The sequence below is a fragment of the Burkholderia sp. KJ006 genome (assembly GCF_000262695.1).
Taxonomy (GTDB): Bacteria; Pseudomonadota; Gammaproteobacteria; order Burkholderiales; family Burkholderiaceae; genus Burkholderia; species Burkholderia vietnamiensis.
Genome location: NC_017920.1, coordinates 550,535 through 571,736 on the forward strand (window position 1 = coordinate 550,535; position 21,202 = coordinate 571,736).

20 protein-coding genes are annotated in these 21,202 nt (G+C 66.7%); 10 read left to right on the top strand and 10 right to left on the bottom strand.

The window, feature by feature from the left end:
- Window positions 1-2: 2 nt before the first annotated feature.
- From MYA_RS02515 to MYA_RS29205, 6 genes are all read left to right on the top strand, one after another.
- Complete coding sequence (locus tag MYA_RS02515) at window positions 3-299, top strand: PP0621 family protein (RefSeq protein WP_014722410.1); 297 nt, start codon at window positions 3-5, stop codon at window positions 297-299.
- 10 nt (window positions 300-309) lie between these two features.
- Window positions 310-900: a 1,6-anhydro-N-acetylmuramyl-L-alanine amidase AmpD gene (gene ampD / locus MYA_RS02520; protein WP_034194192.1), complete on the top strand. Its 591-nt coding sequence runs from the start codon at window positions 310-312 to the stop codon at window positions 898-900.
- Window positions 901-1,362: 462 nt separating this feature from the next.
- Window positions 1,363-4,353, top strand: a complete 2,991-nt coding sequence (locus MYA_RS02525; protein ID WP_011883209.1) for a ribonucleoside-diphosphate reductase subunit alpha — start codon at window positions 1,363-1,365, stop codon at window positions 4,351-4,353.
- A gap of 362 nt (window positions 4,354-4,715) precedes the next feature.
- The gene (locus tag MYA_RS02530; RefSeq protein WP_011883210.1) at window positions 4,716-5,927 is read left to right on the top strand and encodes a ribonucleotide-diphosphate reductase subunit beta; all 1,212 of its coding nucleotides are present in this window, start codon (window positions 4,716-4,718) and stop codon (window positions 5,925-5,927) included.
- Window positions 5,928-6,009: 82 nt separating this feature from the next.
- Window positions 6,010-6,336, top strand: coding sequence for a hypothetical protein (locus MYA_RS29200; RefSeq protein WP_011883211.1), 327 nt, complete (start codon window positions 6,010-6,012; stop codon window positions 6,334-6,336).
- Window positions 6,337-6,364: 28 nt separating this feature from the next.
- Window positions 6,365-7,066: a histone H1-like DNA-binding protein gene (locus MYA_RS29205; protein WP_011883212.1), complete on the top strand. Its 702-nt coding sequence runs from the start codon at window positions 6,365-6,367 to the stop codon at window positions 7,064-7,066.
- A 217-nt stretch (window positions 7,067-7,283) separates the two neighbouring features.
- Here MYA_RS29205 and MYA_RS02540 read toward each other — a convergent pair whose 3' ends face one another.
- From MYA_RS02540 to MYA_RS02585, 10 genes are all read right to left on the bottom strand, one after another.
- Complete coding sequence (locus MYA_RS02540; RefSeq protein WP_011883213.1) at window positions 7,284-7,757, bottom strand: glycine zipper 2TM domain-containing protein; 474 nt, start codon at window positions 7,755-7,757, stop codon at window positions 7,284-7,286.
- 19 nt (window positions 7,758-7,776) lie between these two features.
- Entirely contained in the window at window positions 7,777-8,715 is a 939-nt protein-coding gene (locus MYA_RS02545; protein WP_011883214.1) for a carbohydrate kinase family protein, read from the bottom strand.
- 94 nt (window positions 8,716-8,809) lie between these two features.
- Window positions 8,810-9,313 carry a thiol peroxidase gene (gene tpx / locus MYA_RS02550; RefSeq protein WP_011883215.1) on the bottom strand — a complete coding sequence of 168 codons (504 nt, stop codon included), beginning with the start codon at window positions 9,311-9,313 and terminating at the stop codon, window positions 8,810-8,812.
- 71 nt (window positions 9,314-9,384) lie between these two features.
- A complete protein-coding gene (locus tag MYA_RS02555; protein ID WP_014722415.1) occupies window positions 9,385-11,151 on the bottom strand; it encodes a DUF3426 domain-containing protein in 1,767 nt (588 codons plus the stop codon).
- A 45-nt stretch (window positions 11,152-11,196) separates the two neighbouring features.
- A complete protein-coding gene (gene prmA / locus MYA_RS02560; protein WP_011883217.1) occupies window positions 11,197-12,099 on the bottom strand; it encodes a 50S ribosomal protein L11 methyltransferase in 903 nt (300 codons plus the stop codon).
- Between the two features lie 2 nt (window positions 12,100-12,101).
- Window positions 12,102-13,469: an acetyl-CoA carboxylase biotin carboxylase subunit gene (accC, locus tag MYA_RS02565; RefSeq protein WP_011883218.1), complete on the bottom strand. Its 1,368-nt coding sequence runs from the start codon at window positions 13,467-13,469 to the stop codon at window positions 12,102-12,104.
- Window positions 13,470-13,553: 84 nt separating this feature from the next.
- Window positions 13,554-14,027, bottom strand: coding sequence for an acetyl-CoA carboxylase biotin carboxyl carrier protein (gene accB / locus MYA_RS02570; protein WP_011883219.1), 474 nt, complete (start codon window positions 14,025-14,027; stop codon window positions 13,554-13,556).
- A gap of 64 nt (window positions 14,028-14,091) precedes the next feature.
- Window positions 14,092-14,544, bottom strand: a complete 453-nt coding sequence (aroQ, locus tag MYA_RS02575) for a type II 3-dehydroquinate dehydratase (RefSeq protein WP_034194178.1) — start codon at window positions 14,542-14,544, stop codon at window positions 14,092-14,094.
- 194 nt (window positions 14,545-14,738) lie between these two features.
- Window positions 14,739-15,320: a TlpA family protein disulfide reductase gene (locus MYA_RS02580; RefSeq protein WP_014722417.1), complete on the bottom strand. Its 582-nt coding sequence runs from the start codon at window positions 15,318-15,320 to the stop codon at window positions 14,739-14,741.
- A 7-nt stretch (window positions 15,321-15,327) separates the two neighbouring features.
- Window positions 15,328-15,972 (bottom strand): UDP-N-acetylmuramate--alanine ligase, encoded by a 645-nt coding sequence (locus MYA_RS02585; protein ID WP_014722418.1) that lies wholly within the window; start codon window positions 15,970-15,972, stop codon window positions 15,328-15,330.
- Between the two features lie 222 nt (window positions 15,973-16,194).
- Between MYA_RS02585 and mpl the strand changes: the two genes are divergently transcribed.
- The 4 genes from mpl to aroE all read left to right on the top strand — a co-directional run bounded on the left by mpl (window position 16,195) and on the right by aroE (window position 21,199).
- Window positions 16,195-17,580, top strand: coding sequence for a UDP-N-acetylmuramate:L-alanyl-gamma-D-glutamyl-meso-diaminopimelate ligase (gene mpl, locus MYA_RS02590; protein WP_011883223.1), 1,386 nt, complete (start codon window positions 16,195-16,197; stop codon window positions 17,578-17,580).
- On the top strand, window positions 17,577-18,146 hold the full coding sequence (locus MYA_RS02595) for a YqiA/YcfP family alpha/beta fold hydrolase (protein WP_011883224.1): 570 nt from the start codon (window positions 17,577-17,579) through the stop codon (window positions 18,144-18,146). The genes mpl and MYA_RS02595 overlap by 4 nt, the downstream gene beginning before the upstream one ends.
- Window positions 18,147-18,227: 81 nt before the next feature.
- Complete coding sequence (locus MYA_RS02600) at window positions 18,228-20,336, top strand: RNB domain-containing ribonuclease (protein WP_011883225.1); 2,109 nt, start codon at window positions 18,228-18,230, stop codon at window positions 20,334-20,336.
- Window positions 20,333-21,199 carry a shikimate dehydrogenase gene (gene aroE, locus MYA_RS02605; protein ID WP_011883226.1) on the top strand — a complete coding sequence of 289 codons (867 nt, stop codon included), beginning with the start codon at window positions 20,333-20,335 and terminating at the stop codon, window positions 21,197-21,199. The genes MYA_RS02600 and aroE overlap by 4 nt, the downstream gene beginning before the upstream one ends.
- The last annotated feature ends 3 nt before the right edge of the window (window positions 21,200-21,202 follow it).

Below are 21,202 nucleotides of genomic sequence, written 5' to 3' on the forward strand. Positions count from 1 at the left end.
CGATGCGACAGATTCTCCTCCTGATCCTTCTTTTCTTCGCGGGCTCGTGGCTTGCGCGCAAGCTGCGCCAGGCCCAGGATCACGCGCACGCGCGCACCGGCCGCGGCGCCGGTTATGGTGGCGGCGCGGCAGGCCCGGGCGCCGACACGCGCTCGCTGCCCGAGCCGATGGTGCGCTGCGCCGAGTGCGGCGTGCATGCGCCGAAGGGCGATGCGGTCGCGGGCGGCGGCGAATACTTCTGCAGCGCCGAGCATGCGCAGCGCCATCGCGCCCGCGCGAGCGACACCGATGCACGATGAGCGGCGCGCGATGAGCGACGCAGTACGGTTGTCGGTCGACGCGGACGGCTGGGTGCGCGAAGCGCGCCATGCGCGCTCGCCGAACTTCGAGGCGCGGCCGGCGGGTGCGGTGCCGACGCTGCTCGTCGTTCACAACATCAGCCTGCCGCCCGGCGAATTCGGCGGCGACGCAATCGAGGCGCTGTTCCTGAACCGGCTCGATTGCGATGCGCACCCCTATTACCAGAGTCACCTGCGCGGCGTGCGCGTGTCCGCGCACTTCCTGATCCGCCGCGACGGCGAGCTCGTCCAGTTCGTGTCGTGCGACGAGCGCGCGTGGCACGCGGGCGCGTCCGAGTTCTTTGGCCGCCCGCGCTGCAACGACTTTTCGATCGGCATCGAGCTCGAAGGCGCGGACGACGTGCCGTTCGACGCCGCGCAGTATGCGACGCTCGGCGCGCTCGCGCGCACGCTGGCCGCGCGTTATCCGATCGCTGCGGTGGCCGGGCATGCCGACATCGCGCCCGGCCGCAAAACCGACCCCGGCCCGCATTTCGATTGGCAACGCTTCGCAGGCGATGCCGGCTTTCCCGCCGAATACTTTCCTTTCCGTCAGCACTGAGCGCAGGGTTTTTGAACCGGAGAAATTTTTTTTCCGGACCAATGCCTTGTCACGTCTGCGCCTGCGCGGCGCGGGTGTGATGTCAAGACCTCAGGCGCAAATTATCCGTTTGGACGTCGTTCGAATGTCCACTATACTTGGTGCCTGTTGAGTAGTTCTGTACTAGATATAGTGTGTGCCGCAGGGATAACCCGAGCGGCACCGGCCGGCTGGCCAAGCCGGCGGGCAGGGTTCTCAGGGCGGCGGCCAGGCCGGGCGGTCCGGGCGTCGCGATCAAGCGCAGCGAACTTCGACGGGGCGGAGTACACATGACGAAGCACACGACCGGCTCGGTTGTCGCGCATCGGCCGAACCGGCTTTCCCGACGCATCGCTCGCCTCTTACCGCTCGCGCACCGCATTGCGCAGCGTTCGTTCTAATCCGCGGTTCTCTCCGCACCATCCCACACCAGGAGCTTTGCACATGCAAACCACCGACAACGCGACGTCCCAGTACGAGAGCGCCTCGAGCCGTCCGCTCGGCGGGACCGAACAGGGCGCGCAGGCGCTCGCGCCGCAGGCCACGTTCGCCGACTACAAGGTGATCCGCCGCAATGGCAGCGTGGTGTCGTTCGAGCCTTCGAAGATCGCGATCGCGGTGACCAAGGCTTTCCTGGCCGTCAATGGCGGGCAGGGCGCGGCATCGGCGCGCGTGCGCGAACTCGTCGAGCAGCTCACGCACAACGTCGTGCGTGCGCTGGTGCGCAGCCGTCCGAACGGCGGCACGTTCCATATCGAAGACATCCAGGATCAGGTCGAGCTCGCGCTGATGCGCGGCGGCGAGCACAACGTCGCGCGTGCGTACGTGCTGTATCGCGAGAAGCGTCACCTCGAGCGCCAGCACGCGGGCGAGGAAGCGGCGGCAGCGGGCGCCGAGTCGAACACCGGCATCAACGTCGTCGACAACGGCGTCACGCGTCCGCTCGACATGAACGCGCTGCGCGCGCTGATCGTGTCGGCCTGCGACGGCCTCGGCACTGCGGTAAACGCTGATCCGATCGTCGCCGAGACGGTGAAGAACCTGTACGACGGCGTGCCGATGAGCCAGGTCTACGACTCGGCGATCCTCGCTGCGCGCACGATGATCGAGAAGGATCCGGCGTACAGCCAGGTCACGGCCCGCATCCTGCTGCACACGATCCGTCGCGAGATCCTCGGCGAGGAAGTCGTCCAGGCCGACATGTCGGCGCGCTACGCGGAGTACTTCCCGCAGTTCCTGAAGCGCGGCGTCGACGCCGGCCTGCTCGACGACAAGCTGCTGCAGTTCGACCTGAAGCGTCTCGGCGAAGCGCTGGACGCGAATCGCGACCTGCAGTTCGGCTACCTCGGCCTGCAGACGCTGTACGACCGCTACTTCCTGCACGTCGACGGCACCCGCATCGAAATGCCGCAGGCATTCTTCATGCGCGTCGCGATGGGCCTGTCGCTGAACGAGATCGACCGCGAAACGCGCGCGATCGAGTTTTACAACGTGCTGTCGAGCTTCGACTTCATGAGCTCGACGCCGACGCTGTTCAACTCGGGCACGCACCGTTCGCAGTTGTCGTCGTGCTACCTGACGACGGTCGCGGACGACCTCGACGGCATCTACGAAGCGCTGAAGGAAAACGCGCTGCTGTCGAAGTTCGCCGGCGGCCTCGGCAACGACTGGACCCGCGTGCGTGCGCTCGGCTCGCATATCAAGGGCACGAACGGCAAGTCGCAAGGCGTGGTGCCGTTCCTGAAGGTCGTCAACGACACGGCCGTCGCGGTCAACCAGGGCGGCAAGCGCAAGGGCGCGGTGTGCGCGTACCTCGAATCGTGGCACCTCGACATCGAGGAATTCCTCGAGCTGCGCAAGAACACCGGTGACGACCGTCGCCGCACCCACGACATGAACACGGCGAACTGGATTCCCGACCTGTTCATGAAGCGCGTGATGGAAGGCAGTGACTGGACGCTGTTCTCGCCGTCGACCTGCCCGGACCTGCACGACAAGTTCGGCGCCGATTTCGAGAAGGCTTACACGGCTTACGAAGACAAGGTCGCGCGCGGCGAGATCAAGCTGTTCAAGAAGATTCCGGCGCAGCAGCTGTGGCGCAAGATGCTCGGCATGCTGTTCGAGACGGGCCACCCGTGGATCACGTTCAAGGATCCCTGCAACGTGCGCTCGCCGCAGCAGCACGTCGGCGTCGTCCACTCGTCGAACCTGTGCACGGAAATCACGCTGAACACGAGCGACACCGAAATCGCGGTGTGCAACCTCGGCTCGGTGAACCTCGTCGCCCACCTGGTGAAGCAGGCCGACGGCAGCTACGCGCTCGACCACGACAAGCTCAAGCGCACGATCAGCGTCGCGATGCGCATGCTCGACAACGTGATCGACATCAACTACTACGCGGTGCCGAAGGCGCGTAACTCGAACCTGAAGCACCGTCCGGTCGGCATGGGCATCATGGGCTTCCAGGACTGCCTGCATCTGCTGCGCACGCCGTACGCGTCGGAAGCGGCCGTCGAGTTCGCCGATCGTTCGATGGAAGCGGTCTGCTACTACGCGTACTACGCGTCGACCGAGCTGGCCGAGGAGCGCGGCCGCTACTCGAGCTACCGCGGCTCGCTGTGGGATCGCGGCATCCTCCCGCAGGACACGCTGAAGCTGCTCGCCGAAGCGCGCGGCGGCTACGTCGAAGTCGACACGTCGGAGTCGCTCGACTGGTCGACGCTGCGTTCGCGTATCGCGGCGCACGGCATGCGCAACTCGAACTGCGTCGCGATCGCGCCGACGGCGACGATCTCGAACATCATCGGCGTGTCGGCTTGCATCGAGCCGACCTTCCAGAACCTCTACGTGAAGTCGAACCTGTCGGGCGAATTCACGGTGGTGAACGAGTACCTCGTGCGCGACCTGAAGGAGCGCGGCCTGTGGGACGAAGTGATGGTCGCCGACCTGAAGTACTTCGACGGCATGCTGTCGCGCATCGACCGCATCCCGGCCGACCTGCGCGCGATCTACGCGACCGCCTTCGAAGTGGATCCGACGTGGCTCGTCGAAGCGGCATCGCGTCGCCAGAAGTGGATCGACCAGGCGCAGTCGCTGAACATCTACATGGGCGGCGCGTCGGGCAAGAAGCTCGACGAGGTCTACAAGCTCGCATGGCTGCGTGGTCTGAAGACGACCTACTACCTGCGCACGATGGCAGCCACGCACGTCGAGAAGTCGACGGTCGCGCACGGCGCGCTCAACGCGGTGCCGACGAGCGGCGGCTCGAGCAGCGGCGGCGCGCAAGGCGCAGCGGGCGGCTTCGGTGCGGCGGGCGGCGACGTGTCGTCGGGTGGGCTCAACGCAGCAGCGCTCGCGCCGGTCGAAGCAGACGGCCCGGTGTGCACGATGCGTCCGGGCGACCCCGGCTTCGACGAATGCGAAGCTTGCCAGTAACGCGGCGCGCATGAGTTGAAGCAGTTCGGGCGACGCGCACGACAGCCGATCGAGGTTGAAGTGTGCGTCGCTCTCTACTAAAAAAATGATAAGGAATCTGCAACGCGGCACATGCGTTGCAGGCAGCGACAAGCGATCGAAACATCCCCGACGACGTCGCGTTTCGATCAGCGTTCGATGCGTCGAGCGCACCTCGCGATACATGCGCGATACGCGTCGCACTCTGCATGAACGACGATGCGTTGCTCAAAGTGTTGTATCGAGGTCGCAACGCGAATCGAAAAAAGGATTTTTCGTGAGCGAACCCTTTTATCGCTCAGGAAAAGATGGTACAAACCGTTCTAAATTGATGGTGACAATTTATGCTCAACTGGGATGACGAGAAGACTGCCGTAACCCCCGCGAGCGGAGCGCAGCAAAACGCGATGCGCACCTCCGCAGGGATGGCCGTCGGACTGCAGGCTGCAACGCCTGCCGCCCATCAGGTCCGTGACATTTTCGAAGGCGATCTTGCGGTGCCGCCGCAAGCACCGGCTGTTCCCGCCGGCGGTTCGGAAGCGCGGGTCAACGTTGCGGACAAGCGCATCATCAACGGCCAGACTGACGTCAATCAGCTGGTGCCGTTCAAGTACAAGTGGGCGTGGGAAAAGTATCTGGCCGGTTGCGCGAACCACTGGATGCCGCAGGAAATCAACATGTCCCGCGACATCGCACTGTGGAAGGATCCGAACGGTCTGACCGAGGACGAGCGCCGCATCGTCAAGCGCAACCTCGGCTTCTTCGTGACCGCCGATTCGCTCGCTGCGAACAACATCGTGCTCGGCACGTACCGCCACATCACGGCGCCCGAGTGCCGGCAGTTCCTGCTGCGCCAGGCGTTCGAAGAGGCGATCCACACGCACGCGTATCAATACATCGTCGAATCGCTCGGCCTCGATGAAGGCGAGATCTTCAACGCGTACCACGAGGTCGCGTCGATCCGCGCGAAGGACGAGTTCCTGATTCCGTTCATCCATACGCTGACCGACCCGGCCTTCAAGACCGGCACGCTCGAAGCGGATCAGAAGCTGCTGAAGTCGCTGATCGTGTTCGCGTGCATCATGGAAGGCCTGTTCTTCTATGTCGGCTTCACGCAGATCCTCGCGCTCGGCCGCCAGAACAAGATGACGGGTGCTGCGGAGCAATATCAGTACATCCTGCGCGACGAGTCGATGCACTGCAACTTCGGCATCGACCTGATCAACCAGATCAAGCTCGAGAACCCGCATCTGTGGACCGCCGAATTCCGCGCGGAGATCCGCGAGCTGTTCAAGCATGCAGTCGAACTCGAATACCGCTACGCCGAGGACACGATGCCGCGCGGCGTGCTGGGTCTGAACGCGTCGATGTTCAAGAGCTATCTGCGCTTCATCAGCAACCGCCGTTGCCAGCAGATCGGCCTCGATCCGCTGTACCCGAACGAAGAAAACCCGTTCCCGTGGATGAGCGAAATGATCGACCTGAAGAAGGAACGCAACTTCTTCGAGACGCGAGTGATCGAGTATCAGACGGGCGGCGCGCTGTCCTGGGAATAACCCGCAGCAGCGAACCCGTCACATGATGGAGTAGCCGGCGGCCTCTCGGCCCCGGCCCAAGGTTTAGGAGCAAGAACGCCTGATGCAAAGCATGCCCGGTGCCTTAACGGCCCAACGACATCATCGGCACTTTGCGAACCCTTCAGTGGGATGGGCAAACTTCCCTCCGGAAAAAGCGGACGGCCGTGTGGCCGTCAGCTTGATCAAGCGATTAGGGGTAGCGGCGCGGGGTGCGCCGGCTACCGACTTGATTTGGCGCGCGAGGCCATGGGGTCACGCGCGCCATACCGTATTCATTAGCGTAAGCGCGCAGTATCCGCGTACGCCGATGAATAGCCCGCTTCGAAGCGCACGTCCTGAACAGCGTCCGCGGGAAGCGGGTTTTGACGAAGGGTGTAGTTTGAACTGACTCTCATCTGAACCTGAAGGAGAACAACATGGCTACTGCCAAGAAGAAACCGGCTGCCAAGAAGGCTGCTGCTAAGAAGACCGTTGCGAAGAAGGCAGCTGCGCCGGCGAAGAAGGCCGCTGCAGTGAAGAAGGTCGCTGCGAAGAAGGTCGCGGTGAAGAAGGTTGCAGCGAAGAAGGCAGCGCCGGCGAAGAAGGCTGCAGCGAAGAAGGCAGCACCGGCGAAGAAGGCCGCTGCGAAGAAGGTTGCAGCCAAGAAGGTCGCGGTGAAGAAGGTTGCTGCGAAGAAGGCAGCACCGGCGAAGAAGGCCGCTGCGAAGAAGGTTGCAGCCAAGAAGGTCGCAGTGAAGAAGGTTGCTGCGAAGAAGGCCGCACCGGCGAAGAAGGCTGCTGCAAAGAAGGCAGCACCGGCCAAGAAGGCTGCAGCGAAGAAGGCCGCACCGGCGAAGAAGGCTGCTGCGAAGAAGGCAGCGCCGGCCAAGAAGGCTGCGCCTGCGAAGAAGGCTGCCGCACCGAAGGCTGCTGCACCTAAGGCCGCTGCGCCGAAGGCTGCCGCCGCACCGAAGGCTGCTGCTCCGGCGAAGAAGGCCGCTGCTCCGAAGAAGGCCGTCGTGAAGAAGGCCGCGCCGGCAACCACCGCGTCGACCGCATCGGTTGCGCCGGCATCGGGCGTGAAGACGGCGCTCAACCCGGCAGCGGCATGGCCGTTCCCGACGGGCAGCCGTCCGTAATCGCGGCTGACCAGCATCACCCGGACACTCATGTGGTGTCCGCGGGTTGAGTAGCGCTACTCAATCGGTCCCGCCATCTGGCCTGGATGGCGGGATTTTTTTCGCCCGTACGCGGCCGGGCATGGACGTGATGCGCGGAGCGTGGACGAAAAAAAACGCATGTGCGACTTCGCACATGCGTTCGACCGCGGCTTGCGCCGCGTGCTGAGGATGCTCGTTAGTGCGTGACGCGCGTGACGCCGCCGCTCGACAGCAGTCGTACGCGCTCGCCTGCGCGGAAGACTTCGCCGCTGGCTGCTTGCGTGATCGAGCGCAGGTCGCCGTTGTCGAGGCGAACGGTGATTTCGACGCCGTTCGCGGTACTGAGGTTTTCGCCGACCGCGTTGCCCGCCACCGCGCCGACCAGGCCGCCTGCGATCGCCGTCAGGATCGAGCCCTTGCCGCCGCCGATCGCGCTGCCCGCGACCGCGCCGAGTGCGCCGCCGCCGAGCGTGCCGATCGCGCTGCCGCCGCCGTCCGACTGGATGCGCACCGCACGCACGCTTTCGACCGTGCCCATGCGAACCGTCTGTTCGCGCTGCGCCTGGCCGACGCTATAGACGTCGGCCGAACCGGGCGCGGTGAAGCAGCCCGCGAGAGTCAGGGTGGCCGTCAGCATCGCCGCGAGCGTGAGGGTTTTCTTCGTCAACATCTTTGCTCTCCAACAGTATTTATTTGAGACTGTAACCGAAGGCGGCCTCGAAGCGCGCGTCGACATCGGCGCGCGTCAGTGCGTAAGTCTGGGGGCCCTGATGGGCGATCTTGATCGAGCCCATCAGGCTCGCGAGGCGGCCGGTGGTTGCCCAGTCCAGACCGTTCTCGATGCCGTACAGCAGGCCGCCACGGAAGGCGTCGCCGCAACCGGTCGGATCGACGATCCGCTCTGCCTGCACGACCGGAATCTGTTCTTCGCCGTTCTTGTGAAGAATGGTAGCGCCGTGTTCGCCCCGCGTGACGATCAATGCTTGAACCCGGCTGGCGATTTCCTTCTCGGACCACCCCGTCTTGTCACTGACGAGCTTGCCCTCGTAGTCGTTGACCGCGACGAAGGTCGCGAGTTCAATGATGCGGCGCAGCGTCGCACCGTCGAACAGCGGCAGGCCCTGACCCGGATCGAAGATGAACGGGATGCCGGCCTTGGCGAATTGTTCGGCGTGCTGGACCATCCCGTCGAAGCCGTCGGGCGCGACGATGCCGAGCTTCACGCCGGGCACCTCGTCCGCACGGTTCAGATGCGATTCCATCATCGCGCCGGGGTGGAATGCGGTGATCTGATTGTTCTCCAGATCGGTCGTGATCATGGCCTGCGCGGTGTGCGCGTCGGGCACGACCCGCACGTTGGCTTTGGACAGGCCGAGGCTGTCGAGACGCTCGAGATAGCGGTCCGCGTCGTTGGCGCCGACCGTCGCCATGATGCGTGCGTCGCCGCCGAGCAGGTGCAGCGCGTACGCGATGTTCCCCGCGCAACCGCCGAATTCGCGACGCATCGTCGGCACGAGGAAGCTCACGTTCAGCAGGTGAACCTGGTCGGGCAGGATGTGCTCGCGGAACCGACCTTCGAAGGTCATGATGTTGTCGTAGGCGAGCGAGCCGCAAATCAGCGTAGTCAAGGCGTGGGTTCCTGTAGAGGACAAAGGGAAAGCGGCCGGCCCGGCGGCCGCGGCGAGCCCGTCGGGCTGCGCGCGGCGGCCGGGCGGCTGCGGATTACTTCAGTGCGGCGAGTGCTGCGTCGTAGTTCGGCTCGTCCTTGATTTCGTCGACGAGTTGCGCGTGGATCACCTTGTCCTGCGCGTCGAGCACGACGACCGCGCGGGCCGTCAGGCCGTTCAGCGGGCCGCTCGTGACGTCGACGCCGTACGCGTTCGCGAACGCGCGGCCGCCGCGGAAGGTGGACGCCGTCACGACGTTCGCGAGGCCTTCGGTCGTGCAGAAGCGCGTGGCCGCGAACGGCAGGTCGCCGGACACGACGATCACGACCGTGTTGTCGAGCGACGACGCGGCTTCGTTGAACTTGCGCGTCGACGTCGCGCAGGTCGGCGTGTCGAGGCTCGGCACGATGTTCAGCACCTTGCGCTTGCCGGCGAAGCTGGCGAGCGTCAGATCGGCGAGGTCCTTGCCGACCAGCTTGAAGTCGGGGGCTTGCGAGCCGACGGCCGGGAACGTGCCGGCGATATCGATCGGGTTGCCACCCAGCGTAACTTTGCTCATGTTCGTGCTCCGAAATAGCGCGCCGGTGCGGCGCGCGGGTTGAGACGGCGCGCATGCGCGCGCGCGATGCGTCACGGATAGAAGATCTGGACGCGGAAATTCGATGCGCTCGCGCCGTTCGTGTCGAGCCGCACGACCATCGTCTGCGTCGTGCCGGGCGGCAGCCCTGCGTCGATCGGCGTGCCCGGGCGGACGTAGTCGCGCGGCGCGAGCACGCGGCGCACGGTGACGTGATTGGTGTCGTCGAGCAGCGTCAGCTCGAGCGACGGGTACGCGAGCGCGACGCGATAGCGGTTGGTCAGCGGCGCCTTCAGCTCGAGCACGCGCGGCCCGTCGAGCTGGCGCAGGTCGGTCGCGTTGAGCCGCAGCCCGTCGATCGCGCGCGGCGGCGTGACCTTGCAGCCGAGCGCCGCGCACGCCTGACGGTACCAGCTCTGCGTGACCGGCCAGTAGATCATCACGGATTCGCGCTGCCACCACGCCAGCTGCGCGAACAGCAGCACGCCGAGCGTGGCCGCGACGACGCCGCCGAAAAAACCGGCGAGCATGCCGCGTCGTTGCGGCGCGCGGGTCTCGCGCGTCACCTCGAAGTGGGGGCGGTCGTCTTCGGTGAGTGCGGCGGGGAACGGGACGGCCGGTTGGGCGGGTGGCTTTGCCGCCGATTGGGCGTCGTCGGGCGCGTTTGCAGGTTCGCCCGCGGCCGCGACGCCACGCTCGGCAGCGTGGCTGGCGTCGGGCGCTGCGTCGGGCGGCGCCGGCGTAAAGGCGAACCGCGGTTCGCGGGGAACGTCGTCGGGTTCCGGAAAGTGCGTGTGCGTGTGCGCGTCCGCGTTTGCGTTTGCGGGCGCGGTCGGGTCGACGGGATCGGCGCCCGCTTGCTCGATCGATTGCGCAGGTGCGATGAAGCGCGGTTCGCGTGGGTCGGTTTCTGCGGCTGGCAGGGTAGACGCGTCGGTGTCGTGCGGTGCCGCAGCCGGTTCGGCCGGCCATGCGGCCGCTTCGACGACGCGGCGTTCGGCAGCATCCGTCGAAATCGGCGCGGGCGTGCCGGTCTGGCGAACGGTGCCGGCGTCCGTGGTTTCTTGCCGCGTCACCGGCACGAGCGGTTCGGCGCGAATGGTGTGCGCGTTGTGCAGCAGCGACGGATCGACGCCGGCGTCGAGCCACGGCGCCCACATGTCCCAGCCCGCAGGCCTGAAGTTGCCATCCGTCGCCGCGTGCGCCGGCAGGTCGGCGGTGAAGAGCCGCGCCGGTGAGGTCGGGGAGGGCGTGTCGCTGACGGCGTCGGCCGGTGTTGCTTCGTCCAGCGCTGGTGCGGTGGGCGTTGGTTCGGGCGGTGCTGAGTCGACCGGTGCCGACGCGGCTGGCGTTGATGCGGACTGCGGTGCTTCGAGCGGGGCCGTATCGACCGGCGTTGCTCCAACCGGAGCTGATTCGACGGGCACCGCTTCAATCGGTGCCGCTTCAACCTGCGCTGATTCGACTGGCGCTGCTTCAATCGGCGCCGCTTCGACCGGTGCTGCTTCGGCCGGCGCTGCTTCAATCGGAGCTGATTCGACCGGTGTTGCTTCAACCTGCGCTGATTCGGCCGGCGCTGCCTCAACCGGCGTTGCTTCGATCGGTGTTGCTTCACCCGGAGCCGCTTCAACCGGACTCGTTCCAACCGAAGCCGTTCCACCCGCCGCTTCCCTCACCGTCGGCTCGGGAACGAGCGAGCGCGTCGCGTCGAACACCTGCCGGCAGTGTCCGCAGCGCACCAGCCCGTCATGCAGCGTCAGCTGCTCCTGCTGCAGCCGGAAGACGGTTTCGCAATGAGGGCAGCGCGTCGCAAGAAGCATGTCGAGCCGGGCGGCCTGCTGGCCAGAGTGAAGGACAGCGCTATTCTAATGGCTTTCCCGCCGCGTTCCGGCGAGGCAAACCCAACCTTCGTGCTCGCGCCATACCGAGATGTCGACGTAGCGCGCGTACACCGCCGCGACTTCGTCCGCCTGGCGCGCGAGCACGCCCGACAGCGCGATGCGGCCGCCCGGCTTCACCTTCGACGCCAGCATCGACGCCATCAGCTTCAACGGGTTCGACAGAATGTTCGCGACGACAATGTCGAATTCCCCGTCCGGGCACGCGTCGGGCAGCCCGTACGTGACGTCCGCATGGTTGCGTTCGCTGTTCTGCCGCGCCGATTCGACCGCCTGCGGATCGATGTCGATGCCGATCACCGGGTCCGCGCCGCACTTGCGCGCGAGGATCGCGAGGATGCCCGAGCCGCAACCGTAGTCGAGCACCGACTGGCCGGGCTTCACCGTCTGCTCGAGCCATTCCATGCACAGGCGCGTGGTCGGGTGGCTGCCGGTGCCGAACGCGAGGCCCGGATCGAGCTCGAGAATCAGCGCATCGGGATCGGGCGCATCGTGCCACGACGGCACGACCCAGATCCGTTCGCCGATCGGGATCGGCTCGAACTGCGACTGCGTGAGCCGCACCCAGTCCTGCTCCTCGACTTCACGCACGTCGAACTTCGGCGTATCGGCAATGCCGATCTCGTTCGCGGCCGCCGCGAGCAGCACGGCCGGTTCGAGATCGGGCGACAGCAGCGCGACCACGCGCGAGTGCTGCCACGCGGTGCGCTCCGGAACCAGGCCGGGCTCGCCGAAGAGCGGCTGCTCGTCGGGCGTGTCGGCGTCGGCGTCCTCGACGGACACCGACAGCGCGCCGAGGTCGAGCAGTGCGTCGGACAGCGCCTCCGCATGCTCGCGGGCCAGTTCGACGACGAGTTCGCGATAGCTCATGCTTACGCTTCTTCCGGTGCGACCTGCTGCTTCTGCGCGAGCCGGTGTTCGAGGTAGTGGATGCTGGTGCCGCCTTCGACGAACTTCGAATCGATCATCAGCTCGCGGTGCAGCGGGATGTTGGTCTGGATGCCTTCGACGACCATTTCCGACAGCGCGATCCGCATCCGGCGGATCGCCTGGTCGCGCGTCGCGCCGTAGGTGATCAGCTTGCCGATCATCGAGTCGTAGTTCGGCGGCACGAAATAGCCGTTGTACGCATGCGAGTCGACGCGCACGCCCGGCCCGCCCGGCGTATGCCACGACGTGATGCGGCCCGGCGACGGCGTGAACTTGAACGGATCTTCCGCGTTGATCCGGCATTCGATCGCATGTCCGCGGAACTGCACGTCGCGCTGGCGCAGCGCCATCTTCTCGCCGGCCGCGATGCGGATCTGTTCCTGCACGATGTCGACGCCGGTGATCAGCTCCGATACCGGATGCTCGACCTGCACGCGCGTGTTCATCTCGATGAAGTAGAACTCGTTGTTTTCGTACAGGAATTCGAACGTGCCGGCGCCGAGATAGCCCATCTTCTTGCAAGCGTCCGCGCAGCGGTCGCCGATGCGGTCGATCAGGCGGCGCGGAATGCCCGGCGCCGGCGCTTCCTCGATCACCTTCTGGTGACGGCGCTGCATCGAGCAATCGCGCTCGCCGAGCCAAATCGCGTTCTTGTGCGCATCCGACAGCACCTGGATCTCGATGTGGCGCGGGTTCTCGAGGAACTTCTCCATGTACACCTGCGGGTTGCCGAACGCACGGCCGGCCTCCTCGCGGGTCATGTTGACCGCGTTCACGAGCGCGGCCTCGGTGTGCACGACGCGCATGCCGCGTCCGCCGCCGCCGCCGGCCGCCTTGATGATGACCGGATAGCCGATTGCGCGCGCAATCTTCACGATCTCCTTCGGATCGTCCGGCAACGCGCCTTCCGAGCCCGGCACGCACGGCACGCCGGTCTTGATCATCGTCTGCTTTGCCGTGACCTTGTCGCCCATCAGGCGGATCGTGTCCGGGCGCGGGCCGATGAACGTGAAGCCCGACTGCTCGACGCGTTCGGCGAAATCGGCGTTTTCCGACAGGAAGCCGTAGCCGGGGTGGATCGCTTCGGCGTCGGTGACTTCCGCGGCGCTGATCAGCGCCGGCATGTTCAGGTAGCTGAGGTTCGACGGGGCCGGGCCGATACAGACGGCTTCGTCCGCGAGGCGCACGTACTTGGCTTCCTTGTCGGCTTCCGAGTAAACGACCACCGTCTTGACGCCGAGTTCGCGGCACGCGCGCTGAATGCGCAGCGCGATTTCACCGCGGTTGGCAATGAGGATTTTTTCAAACATAGCGAGTATTCGTCTCTTCGAGGGGCGCGCGAACGGCGCCTGGAGAGCATCGGCGGCGCGCGGCCGGACGGCCGCGCGGCGGGCTTAGCCGATCACGAAAAGCGGCTGGCCGTATTCGACGGCCTGGCCGTTCTCGACGAGGATTTCCTTGATCACGCCGGCCTTGTCCGACTCGATCTCGTTCAGCAGCTTCATCGCTTCGATGATGCACAGCGTCTGGCCTTCCTTGACCGTGTCGCCGACCTGCGCGAACGGATCCGCGCCCGGCGACGGCGCGCGATAGAACGTACCGACCATCGGCGACGTCACGACGTGGCCTTGCGGCACGGCGGGCGCCGCGGCGCCTGCGGCCGGTGCGGCTGCCGCACCTTCGGCCGGCAGCGCGACCGACGGGGCCGGGGCGCTGACCTGCGGGGCAAATCCGCCCGTCGGCTGGACATAGACCGGCGGCGCGTTCTTGACGATACGCACCTTGCCTTCGCCTTCCGTCACTTCCAGCTCGGAGATGCCGGATTCGGAGACGAGGTCGATCAGAGTTTTCAGCTTACGAAGATCCATCGGGAGTTCCCCTTTCAATACGTGAAAGCGCCGGTCAGACCGGCGCTGAATCTAGATCGCGAAATCAGCCGCGCGACGCGCCTTGCAGCTTGTCGAGCGCGTATTCGAGCGCGTACAGATAACCTTTCCAGCCGAGCCCGCAGATCACGCCTTCGGCCTGGTCGGAAAAGTAGGAGTGGTGCCTGAACGCTTCGCGGCGGTGCACGTTCGACAAATGAATTTCGACGAACGGGATGCCAACGCCGGCGATCGCGTCCCGGATCGCGACGCTCGTATGCGTGTACGCGGCCGGATTGATCAGGATGAAATCGGTCTGTTCCTCCCGCGCGGCCTGGATGCGGTCGACGAGCGCGCCTTCGTGGTTGCTCTGGAACGACGACAGTTCGGCGCCGGCAGCCTGCGCCCGCGCGGCAAGCGCCTGATCGATCTGCGCGAGCGTGACGCGGCCGTACACCTCCGGTTCCCGGGTGCCGAGAAGGTTCAGGTTGGGGCCGTGCAGCACCAGCAATCGTGTCATGGTCGCTTCTATTTCTGCGGAATTGCGCGAACTTTAGCGCTATTTAGAGAAATTTGTCTAGTTTTGCCGAACGGCCAACGGCGCCGGGCCTGCAAGAATTACCGGGAGCTAAGCGAAGTATTCGCGAATTCCGGTGAAACTGCGGCGATCGACCTGCAAAACACCGCGAACGTGCGGGCGCCCATTCGCGCATGTCACAACGTGTCGAGGGTCTTTTTGAGCTCGGCGGGCTGGATTTGCCCCAATTTTGTTTCGCGGATCTTGCCCGTTTGGTCGATGACTACCGTGAACGGCAGCGCACCGGCCGTATTGCCGAAATTACGCGCCAGATCGGCACCCGCATATCCGCTGACGAATACCGGATAGTCGACCTTCACCTTCTGCAGGAAGTTCTTCACGTTCTGGTCGGAGTCGACGCCGATGCCGATGAAGCGGATGCCCTTCTCCTTATATTGATGCGACAGCGCGACGAGTTCCGGCATCTCCTGGACGCACGGGCCGCACCACGATGCCCAGAAATTCACCACGACCTTCTGGCCCTTGAACGACGCGAGCGTCGCCGGCTTGCCGTCTACATCGGTCAGCGCCGCGGCCCACAGCTGCTCGACCGGGCTGCCGGACGGAGCCGGCGCGGCCGATGAGTCCGATGTGGCCGATGTGGCGGCCGCCACACCGTCGTCGGCGCTGCCGCCGCGGAACCAATGGCCGGCGGCGAGCCCGCCGCCGATCGCCGCGGCCGCGACGAGCGCCACCGCCAACATGCGTTTCATCATCATCGTGGAATCATTCCGGTTCGGAAGGCGCGTCGCCGGCTTCGAGCAGCGCGCGCAACGCGGCGGCGTCGGCCCGCGCGACGCGCCCGCGTGCGTCGGCCTTGACCGCGCCGCGCAGGTCGTCGCTCGCATAGAGCGCGACGTGCACGCCGATGGCGTCCATGTCGCGCCGCGGGCGCCACAGGAAGCTGAGCGTCTCGACGTCGGCGCGACCGGCGAAATGCCGGGTCTCGGACACGTCGTACTGAACGTTCTGGTTCAGCAGGTAGATGGCGACGTCCTTCGGGTTGTCGGTGAATATCTGCAAATGGATGTCCGAATGCGCGTTCGCGGTGCCGTTCAGCACCGCGCCCGTCACGTACGGATTGAATTCGGCGAGCCGGCGCATCCAGTCGAGCGCCGCTTCGCGCAGCCGGCGGAGCTCGTCGGGCTGCGTATCGCTCTGGAACAACGCGATGTATTCGCGCAGTTCTTCTTCGATCAGGTCGTTATCGGGCAGCCATTCGCCCGCAACGCGCGTATCGCCGAACAGCTGGCGGGCGGCCTTGCGCTTCGCGCTGGCGTAATCGAGGCCGTCCTCCGCGATCAGGCGGGCGGCGGACTGGGCGATTTCCTCGCGGGCACGCCGCGGATCGACAAGAGGTTTGCGAGACATGATCCGGCAATCATACTCGATCGCCGCCGCGGCAGACCGCGGTGCGGCTGCGTGCCGCCCGCCGCGCCGGACGGCCTCGCGCGCCGTCGTTCGGCCCGGGCCGTCAGTTACAATGACGATCTTTGTGGCGCGGCGAAAGCGCTGGCCCGGACGGCGCGTCCGGCATGCCGCACACGTCCCTTTCCGAATCGACGGCGCCCGGCGGCGCGAAAGCATTCATCTATGCACATCCACATTCTTGGCATCTGCGGCACCTTCATGGGCGGTCTCGCCGTGCTCGCGCGCGAGGCGGGCCACACGGTGACGGGTTGCGACGCGGGCGTCTATCCGCCGATGAGCACGCAGCTCGAGGCGCAGGGCATCACGCTGATCGAAGGCTACGGCGCCGAGCAGATCGACCTCAAACCCGACCTGTTCGTGATCGGCAACGTCGTCACGCGCGGCAATCCGCTGATGGAGGCGATCCTCGATCGCGGCCTGCCTTACGTGTCCGGCCCGCAATGGCTCGGCGAACACGTGCTGGCCGGCAAATGGGTGCTCGCGGTCGCGGGCACGCACGGCAAGACGACCACCTCGTCGATGCTCGCGTGGCTGCTGGAAGACGCCGGCCTGAATCCGGGCTTCCTGATCGGCGGCGTGCCGCTGAACTTCGGCGTGTCGGCGCGGCTGACCGATTCGAGCTTCTTCGTGATCGAAGCCGACGAATACGATACGGCGTTCTTCGACAAGCGCTCGAAGTTCGTCCACTACCGGCCGCGCACGGCCGTGCTGAACAATCTCGAATACGATCACGCCGACATCTTCCCGGATCTCGCCGCGATCGAAACGCAATTCCACCATCTCGTGCGCACGGTGCCGCGGGTGGGCCGGATCGTCACGAACGGCCGTTCCGACGCGCTGGAGCGCGTGCTGGCGCGCGGCTGCTGGAGCGAAGTCGAGCGTTTCGGCGTCGACGGCGGCTGGCAGGCGCTGCCGGCCGAGGACGGTGTGCCGGTGGACGAGCGCTTCGCGGTGTATTCACAGGCCCAGCGCGTCGGCGAAGTCGCGTGGCAGGTGCAGGGCGACCACAACCGGATGAACGCGCTGGCCGCGATCGCGGCCGCGCGCCATGTCGGCGTGCCGCCGGCGCAGGCGGCCGCCTCGCTCGCATCGTTCCGTAACGTGAAGCGGCGCATGGAAGTGCGCGGCAGCGTCGACGGCGTGACCGTCTACGACGACTTCGCGCACCATCCGACCGCGATCGAAACCACGATCGCCGGCCTTCGTGCGCGCATCGGCCGAGAACATTCCCGCATCCTCGCCGTGCTGGAGCCGCGTTCGAACACGATGAAGCTCGGCGTGATGAAGGCGCAGCTGCCGGCCAGCCTCGCCGATGCCGACCTCGTGTTCGGCTACGGCGCGCCGAGCGGGCGCGACGCGCTCGGCTGGAACCTCGGCGACGCACTGGCGCCGCTCGGTGCGAAGGCGCACGCGTTCGACGACCTGCATCTGTTGGTGAAGGCCGTCGTCGCCGCCGCCCGCCCGGGCGACCACGTGCTGGTGATGAGCAACGGCGGCTTCGGCGGCGTGCACCAGCAGCTGCTCGACGCGCTCGGGAGCCGCGCGTGATCCTGTACCTGCACGGCTTCCGCTCGTCGCCGGAGTCGCAGAAGTCGCGGCTGCTGGCCGCGCGCATGGCGGCGCTGGGCCGCACGGCGGAGTGGCGCTGTCCGTCGCTGGCGGTGTCGCCGCTCGAGGCGATCGCCGTCGCCGAGGCCGCGGTGGCCGGCGCGCAGGACGTGACGGTGATCGGCAGCTCGCTCGGCGGCTACTACGCGACCTGGCTCGCCGAATGCCACGGCTGGAAGGCGGTGCTGCTGAACCCGGCGATCGTCCCGCAACGCGATCTCGAACAGTATCTCGGCGAGCAGCCGTTGTGGCACGGCGGCGGGTCGATCGTCGTCGAGCGCCGCCATCTGCAGGAGCTCGACGCGCTGCGCGTGCCGGCGATTTCGCGGCCCGAACGCTACTATCTGTTCGCGGCGACCGGCGACGAAGTGCTCGACTACCGCGAGATGCTCGCCCATTACCCGGGCGCGAAAACCCGCGTGATCGAAGGCAGCGATCACGGGATCAGCGAATTTGCCGACTACGTCGACGACGTTCTCGCCTTTTGCGATCAAAAAACGTCTTGAATCCGGCGTCATGCCGATCGAATTTCCATCATCATCCGGCGCCGCCGATGCGGCGCCCGGCAGTCTGAACGAGAGTACTGAGTGAACGTTTTCTTCGAGGAATCGGGCAGTTTCAAGGCGGGCAGCGTGCTGTCGCGCCAGGGCGACGCGTTTCAGGTCGAGTTGCCCGGCGGGCGGCGCGCGAAGGTGCGCGCAAAGGACGTGCTGATCGAGTTCGAGAAGCCGGCCGCGAGCGAGCTGATGCAGGAAGCCGACACGGCCGCGCAGCAGATCGACCTCGACTTCCTGTGGGAATGCGCGCCGGCGGAGGAATTCGCCTATACGACGCTGGCCGCCGAATACTTCGGCGCGGGCTACGGCCCGGTCGAGCGCGCGGCGCTGGTGCTGCGGCTGCACGGCTCGCCCGTGTACTTCCGCCGCAAGGGCCGCGGCCAATATCAGCGCGCGCCGGAAGAGCAGCTGAAGATGGCGCTCGCGTCGCTCGAGCGCAAGCGCCAGCAGGCGCTGGTGCAGGCGCAGTACGAAGAGGAGCTGAAGGAAGGCAAGCTGCCGCAAGCGTTCGCCGGCAAGGTGCTCGCGCTGCTGACGCGACCGGACAAGAATTCGATCGAATACAAGGCGCTCGAGGCGGCGGCCGGGGCGCGCGGCGTGTCGCCCGCGCGGCTGATGCTCGACTGCGGCGGCATCGAGTCCGCCCGCGCGCTGCACGAGGCGCGCTTTCTCGCCGAGTTCTTCCCGCACGGCACGGGCTTTCCGCCCGTCGCGGTCGGCCCGCTGCCGGACGACCTGCCGCGCGCGGACGTCAACGCGTTCTCGATCGACGACATCACGACGACCGAAATCGACGACGCGTTCTCGGTCGAGCATCTGGCAGACGGCCGCGTGCGGATCGGCGTGCACATCGCGGCGCCGGCGCTGGGCATCGTGCGCGGCGACGCGGTCGACGCGATCGCGCGCGCGCGTCTGTCGACGGTCTACATGCCGGGCGACAAGATCACGATGCTGCCGGACGACGTGGTCGACGTCTTCACGCTGAAGGAGGGCGACTACCGCCCGGCGCTGTCGTTGTACATCATCGTCGATCGCGATACGCAGGAGATCGTCGCGAACGAGACGCGCGCCGAGCTCGTGTACGTGAAGAACAACCTGCGCCACAACACGCTCGACGAGCTGGTCAACGAGGAGACGCTCGCGGCCGGCACCGGCGATTACCCGCACAAGGACGACATCGCGGTGCTGTGGCCGCTCGCGCAGGCGCTGTTCGAGAAGCGCCAGGTCGCGCGCGCGGGCTACGGCCTGAAGCGCGAGGTGCAGCGCAATACCGACTACAACTTCTACGTCGAAGGCGAGCACGTGACGATCACGCCGCGCCGCCGCGGCTCGCCGCTCGACCTGATCGTGTCGGAGCTGGCGATCCTCGCGAACTCGACCTGGGGCGCGTTCCTGCACGATCACACGGTGCCGGGCATCTACCGCTCGCAGCGCGGCTTCGGCGCGCCGGGCCCGAAGCGCACGCGGATGCAGACGACGGCCGCGCCGCACGAAGGGCTCGGCGTCGCGCAGTATGCGTGGAGCACGTCGCCGCTGCGCCGCTACGTCGACCTCGTGAACCAGTGGCAGCTGCTCGCCTGCGTGCAGCACGGCGTCACCGCGAAGCTCGCCGCGCCGTTCAAGCCGAAGGACGCCGACCTGTACGCGGTCGTGCAGGGCTTCGACGACACCTATAGCGCCTACGCCGACTACCAGCGCCGGATGGAATACTTCTGGTGCCTGCGCTGGCTCGCGCAGGAGCAGAAGAAGCAGGTAGTCGCGAGCGTCGTGAAGGGCGATCTCGTGCGCCTCGAGGAAATTCCGCTGCTGCTGCACGTGCCGGGGCTGGGCGTGCATGCGCGCGGCACGCGCGTGCTGCTCGAGGTGATGTCGCTCGACGAGCTGACGATCGAGGCGTCGGTGCGACCGCTGAGCGTGCTCGACGCGCCGACCGTGACGAGCGGCGATGGGGCCGACGAAGAAGACGACGCCGAAGGCGAAGGCGGCGACGACACGCTGGTCGACGCGCAGGATGCGTCGGCGGAATCGGAAGCCGAGGCGCTGGCCGAATCGGACGGCGCCGTGGCCGAAGGCGGCGACGCCGCAACCGGCGGCGAGCACGAAAGCGAGCCGGAAAGCGCACCGGGGCGCGCATCATGAGCGCGACGGCGTCGACGAGCGGGGCAGACCGCTACGTGGTGTTCGGCAACCCGGTGGCGCACAGCAAGTCGCCGTTCATCCACGCGCAGTTCGCCGCGCAGACGGGCCAGGCGCTCGTCTACGAACACCGGCTCGCGCCGGTCGACGGCTTCGAGGCGGCGGTACGCGCGTTCGTCGCCGAAGGCGGCCGCGGCGCGAACGTGACGGTGCCGTTCAAGCTCGACGCGCATGCGCTCGCCGACACGCTGTCGCCGCGCGCGGCAGCCGCGGGCGCCGTGAACACGCTGCGCATCGAGGCCGATGGCCGGATTTTCGGCGACAACACCGACGGCGTCGGCCTCGTGCGCGACATCGAGTCGAATCTCGGCGTGTCGCTCGCCGGCGCGCGCATCCTGCTGCTGGGCGCCGGCGGCGCCGCGCGCGGCGTCGTGCTGCCGCTGCTCGAGCGCGCGCCGCTGTCGATCACGATCGTCAATCGCACCGCGAGCAAGGCCGAGGCGCTGGTCGGGCAGTTCGCGCAGGCCGCGCACGACGCGGGCTGCGTGCTGTCGGGCGGCGGCCCGGACGTCGTGCGCGCCGAACCGTACGACGTGATCGTCAACGCGACGGCCGGCAGCCTCGACGCGGCGCTGCCGGCGTGCGACCCGGCCGCGTTCGGGCCGCACACGCTCGCGTACGACATGATGTACGGCGCGCAGCCGACGGTGTTCATGCAGCACGCGGCGTCGCTCGGCGCGCGCACGGCCGACGGGCTCGGGATGCTGGTCGAGCAGGCCGCCGAATCGTTCTACATCTGGCGCGGCGTGCGGCCGGACGGCGCGCCGGTGCTGGCCGCGCTGCGCCAGGCGCTCGCGGCGGGCTGAACG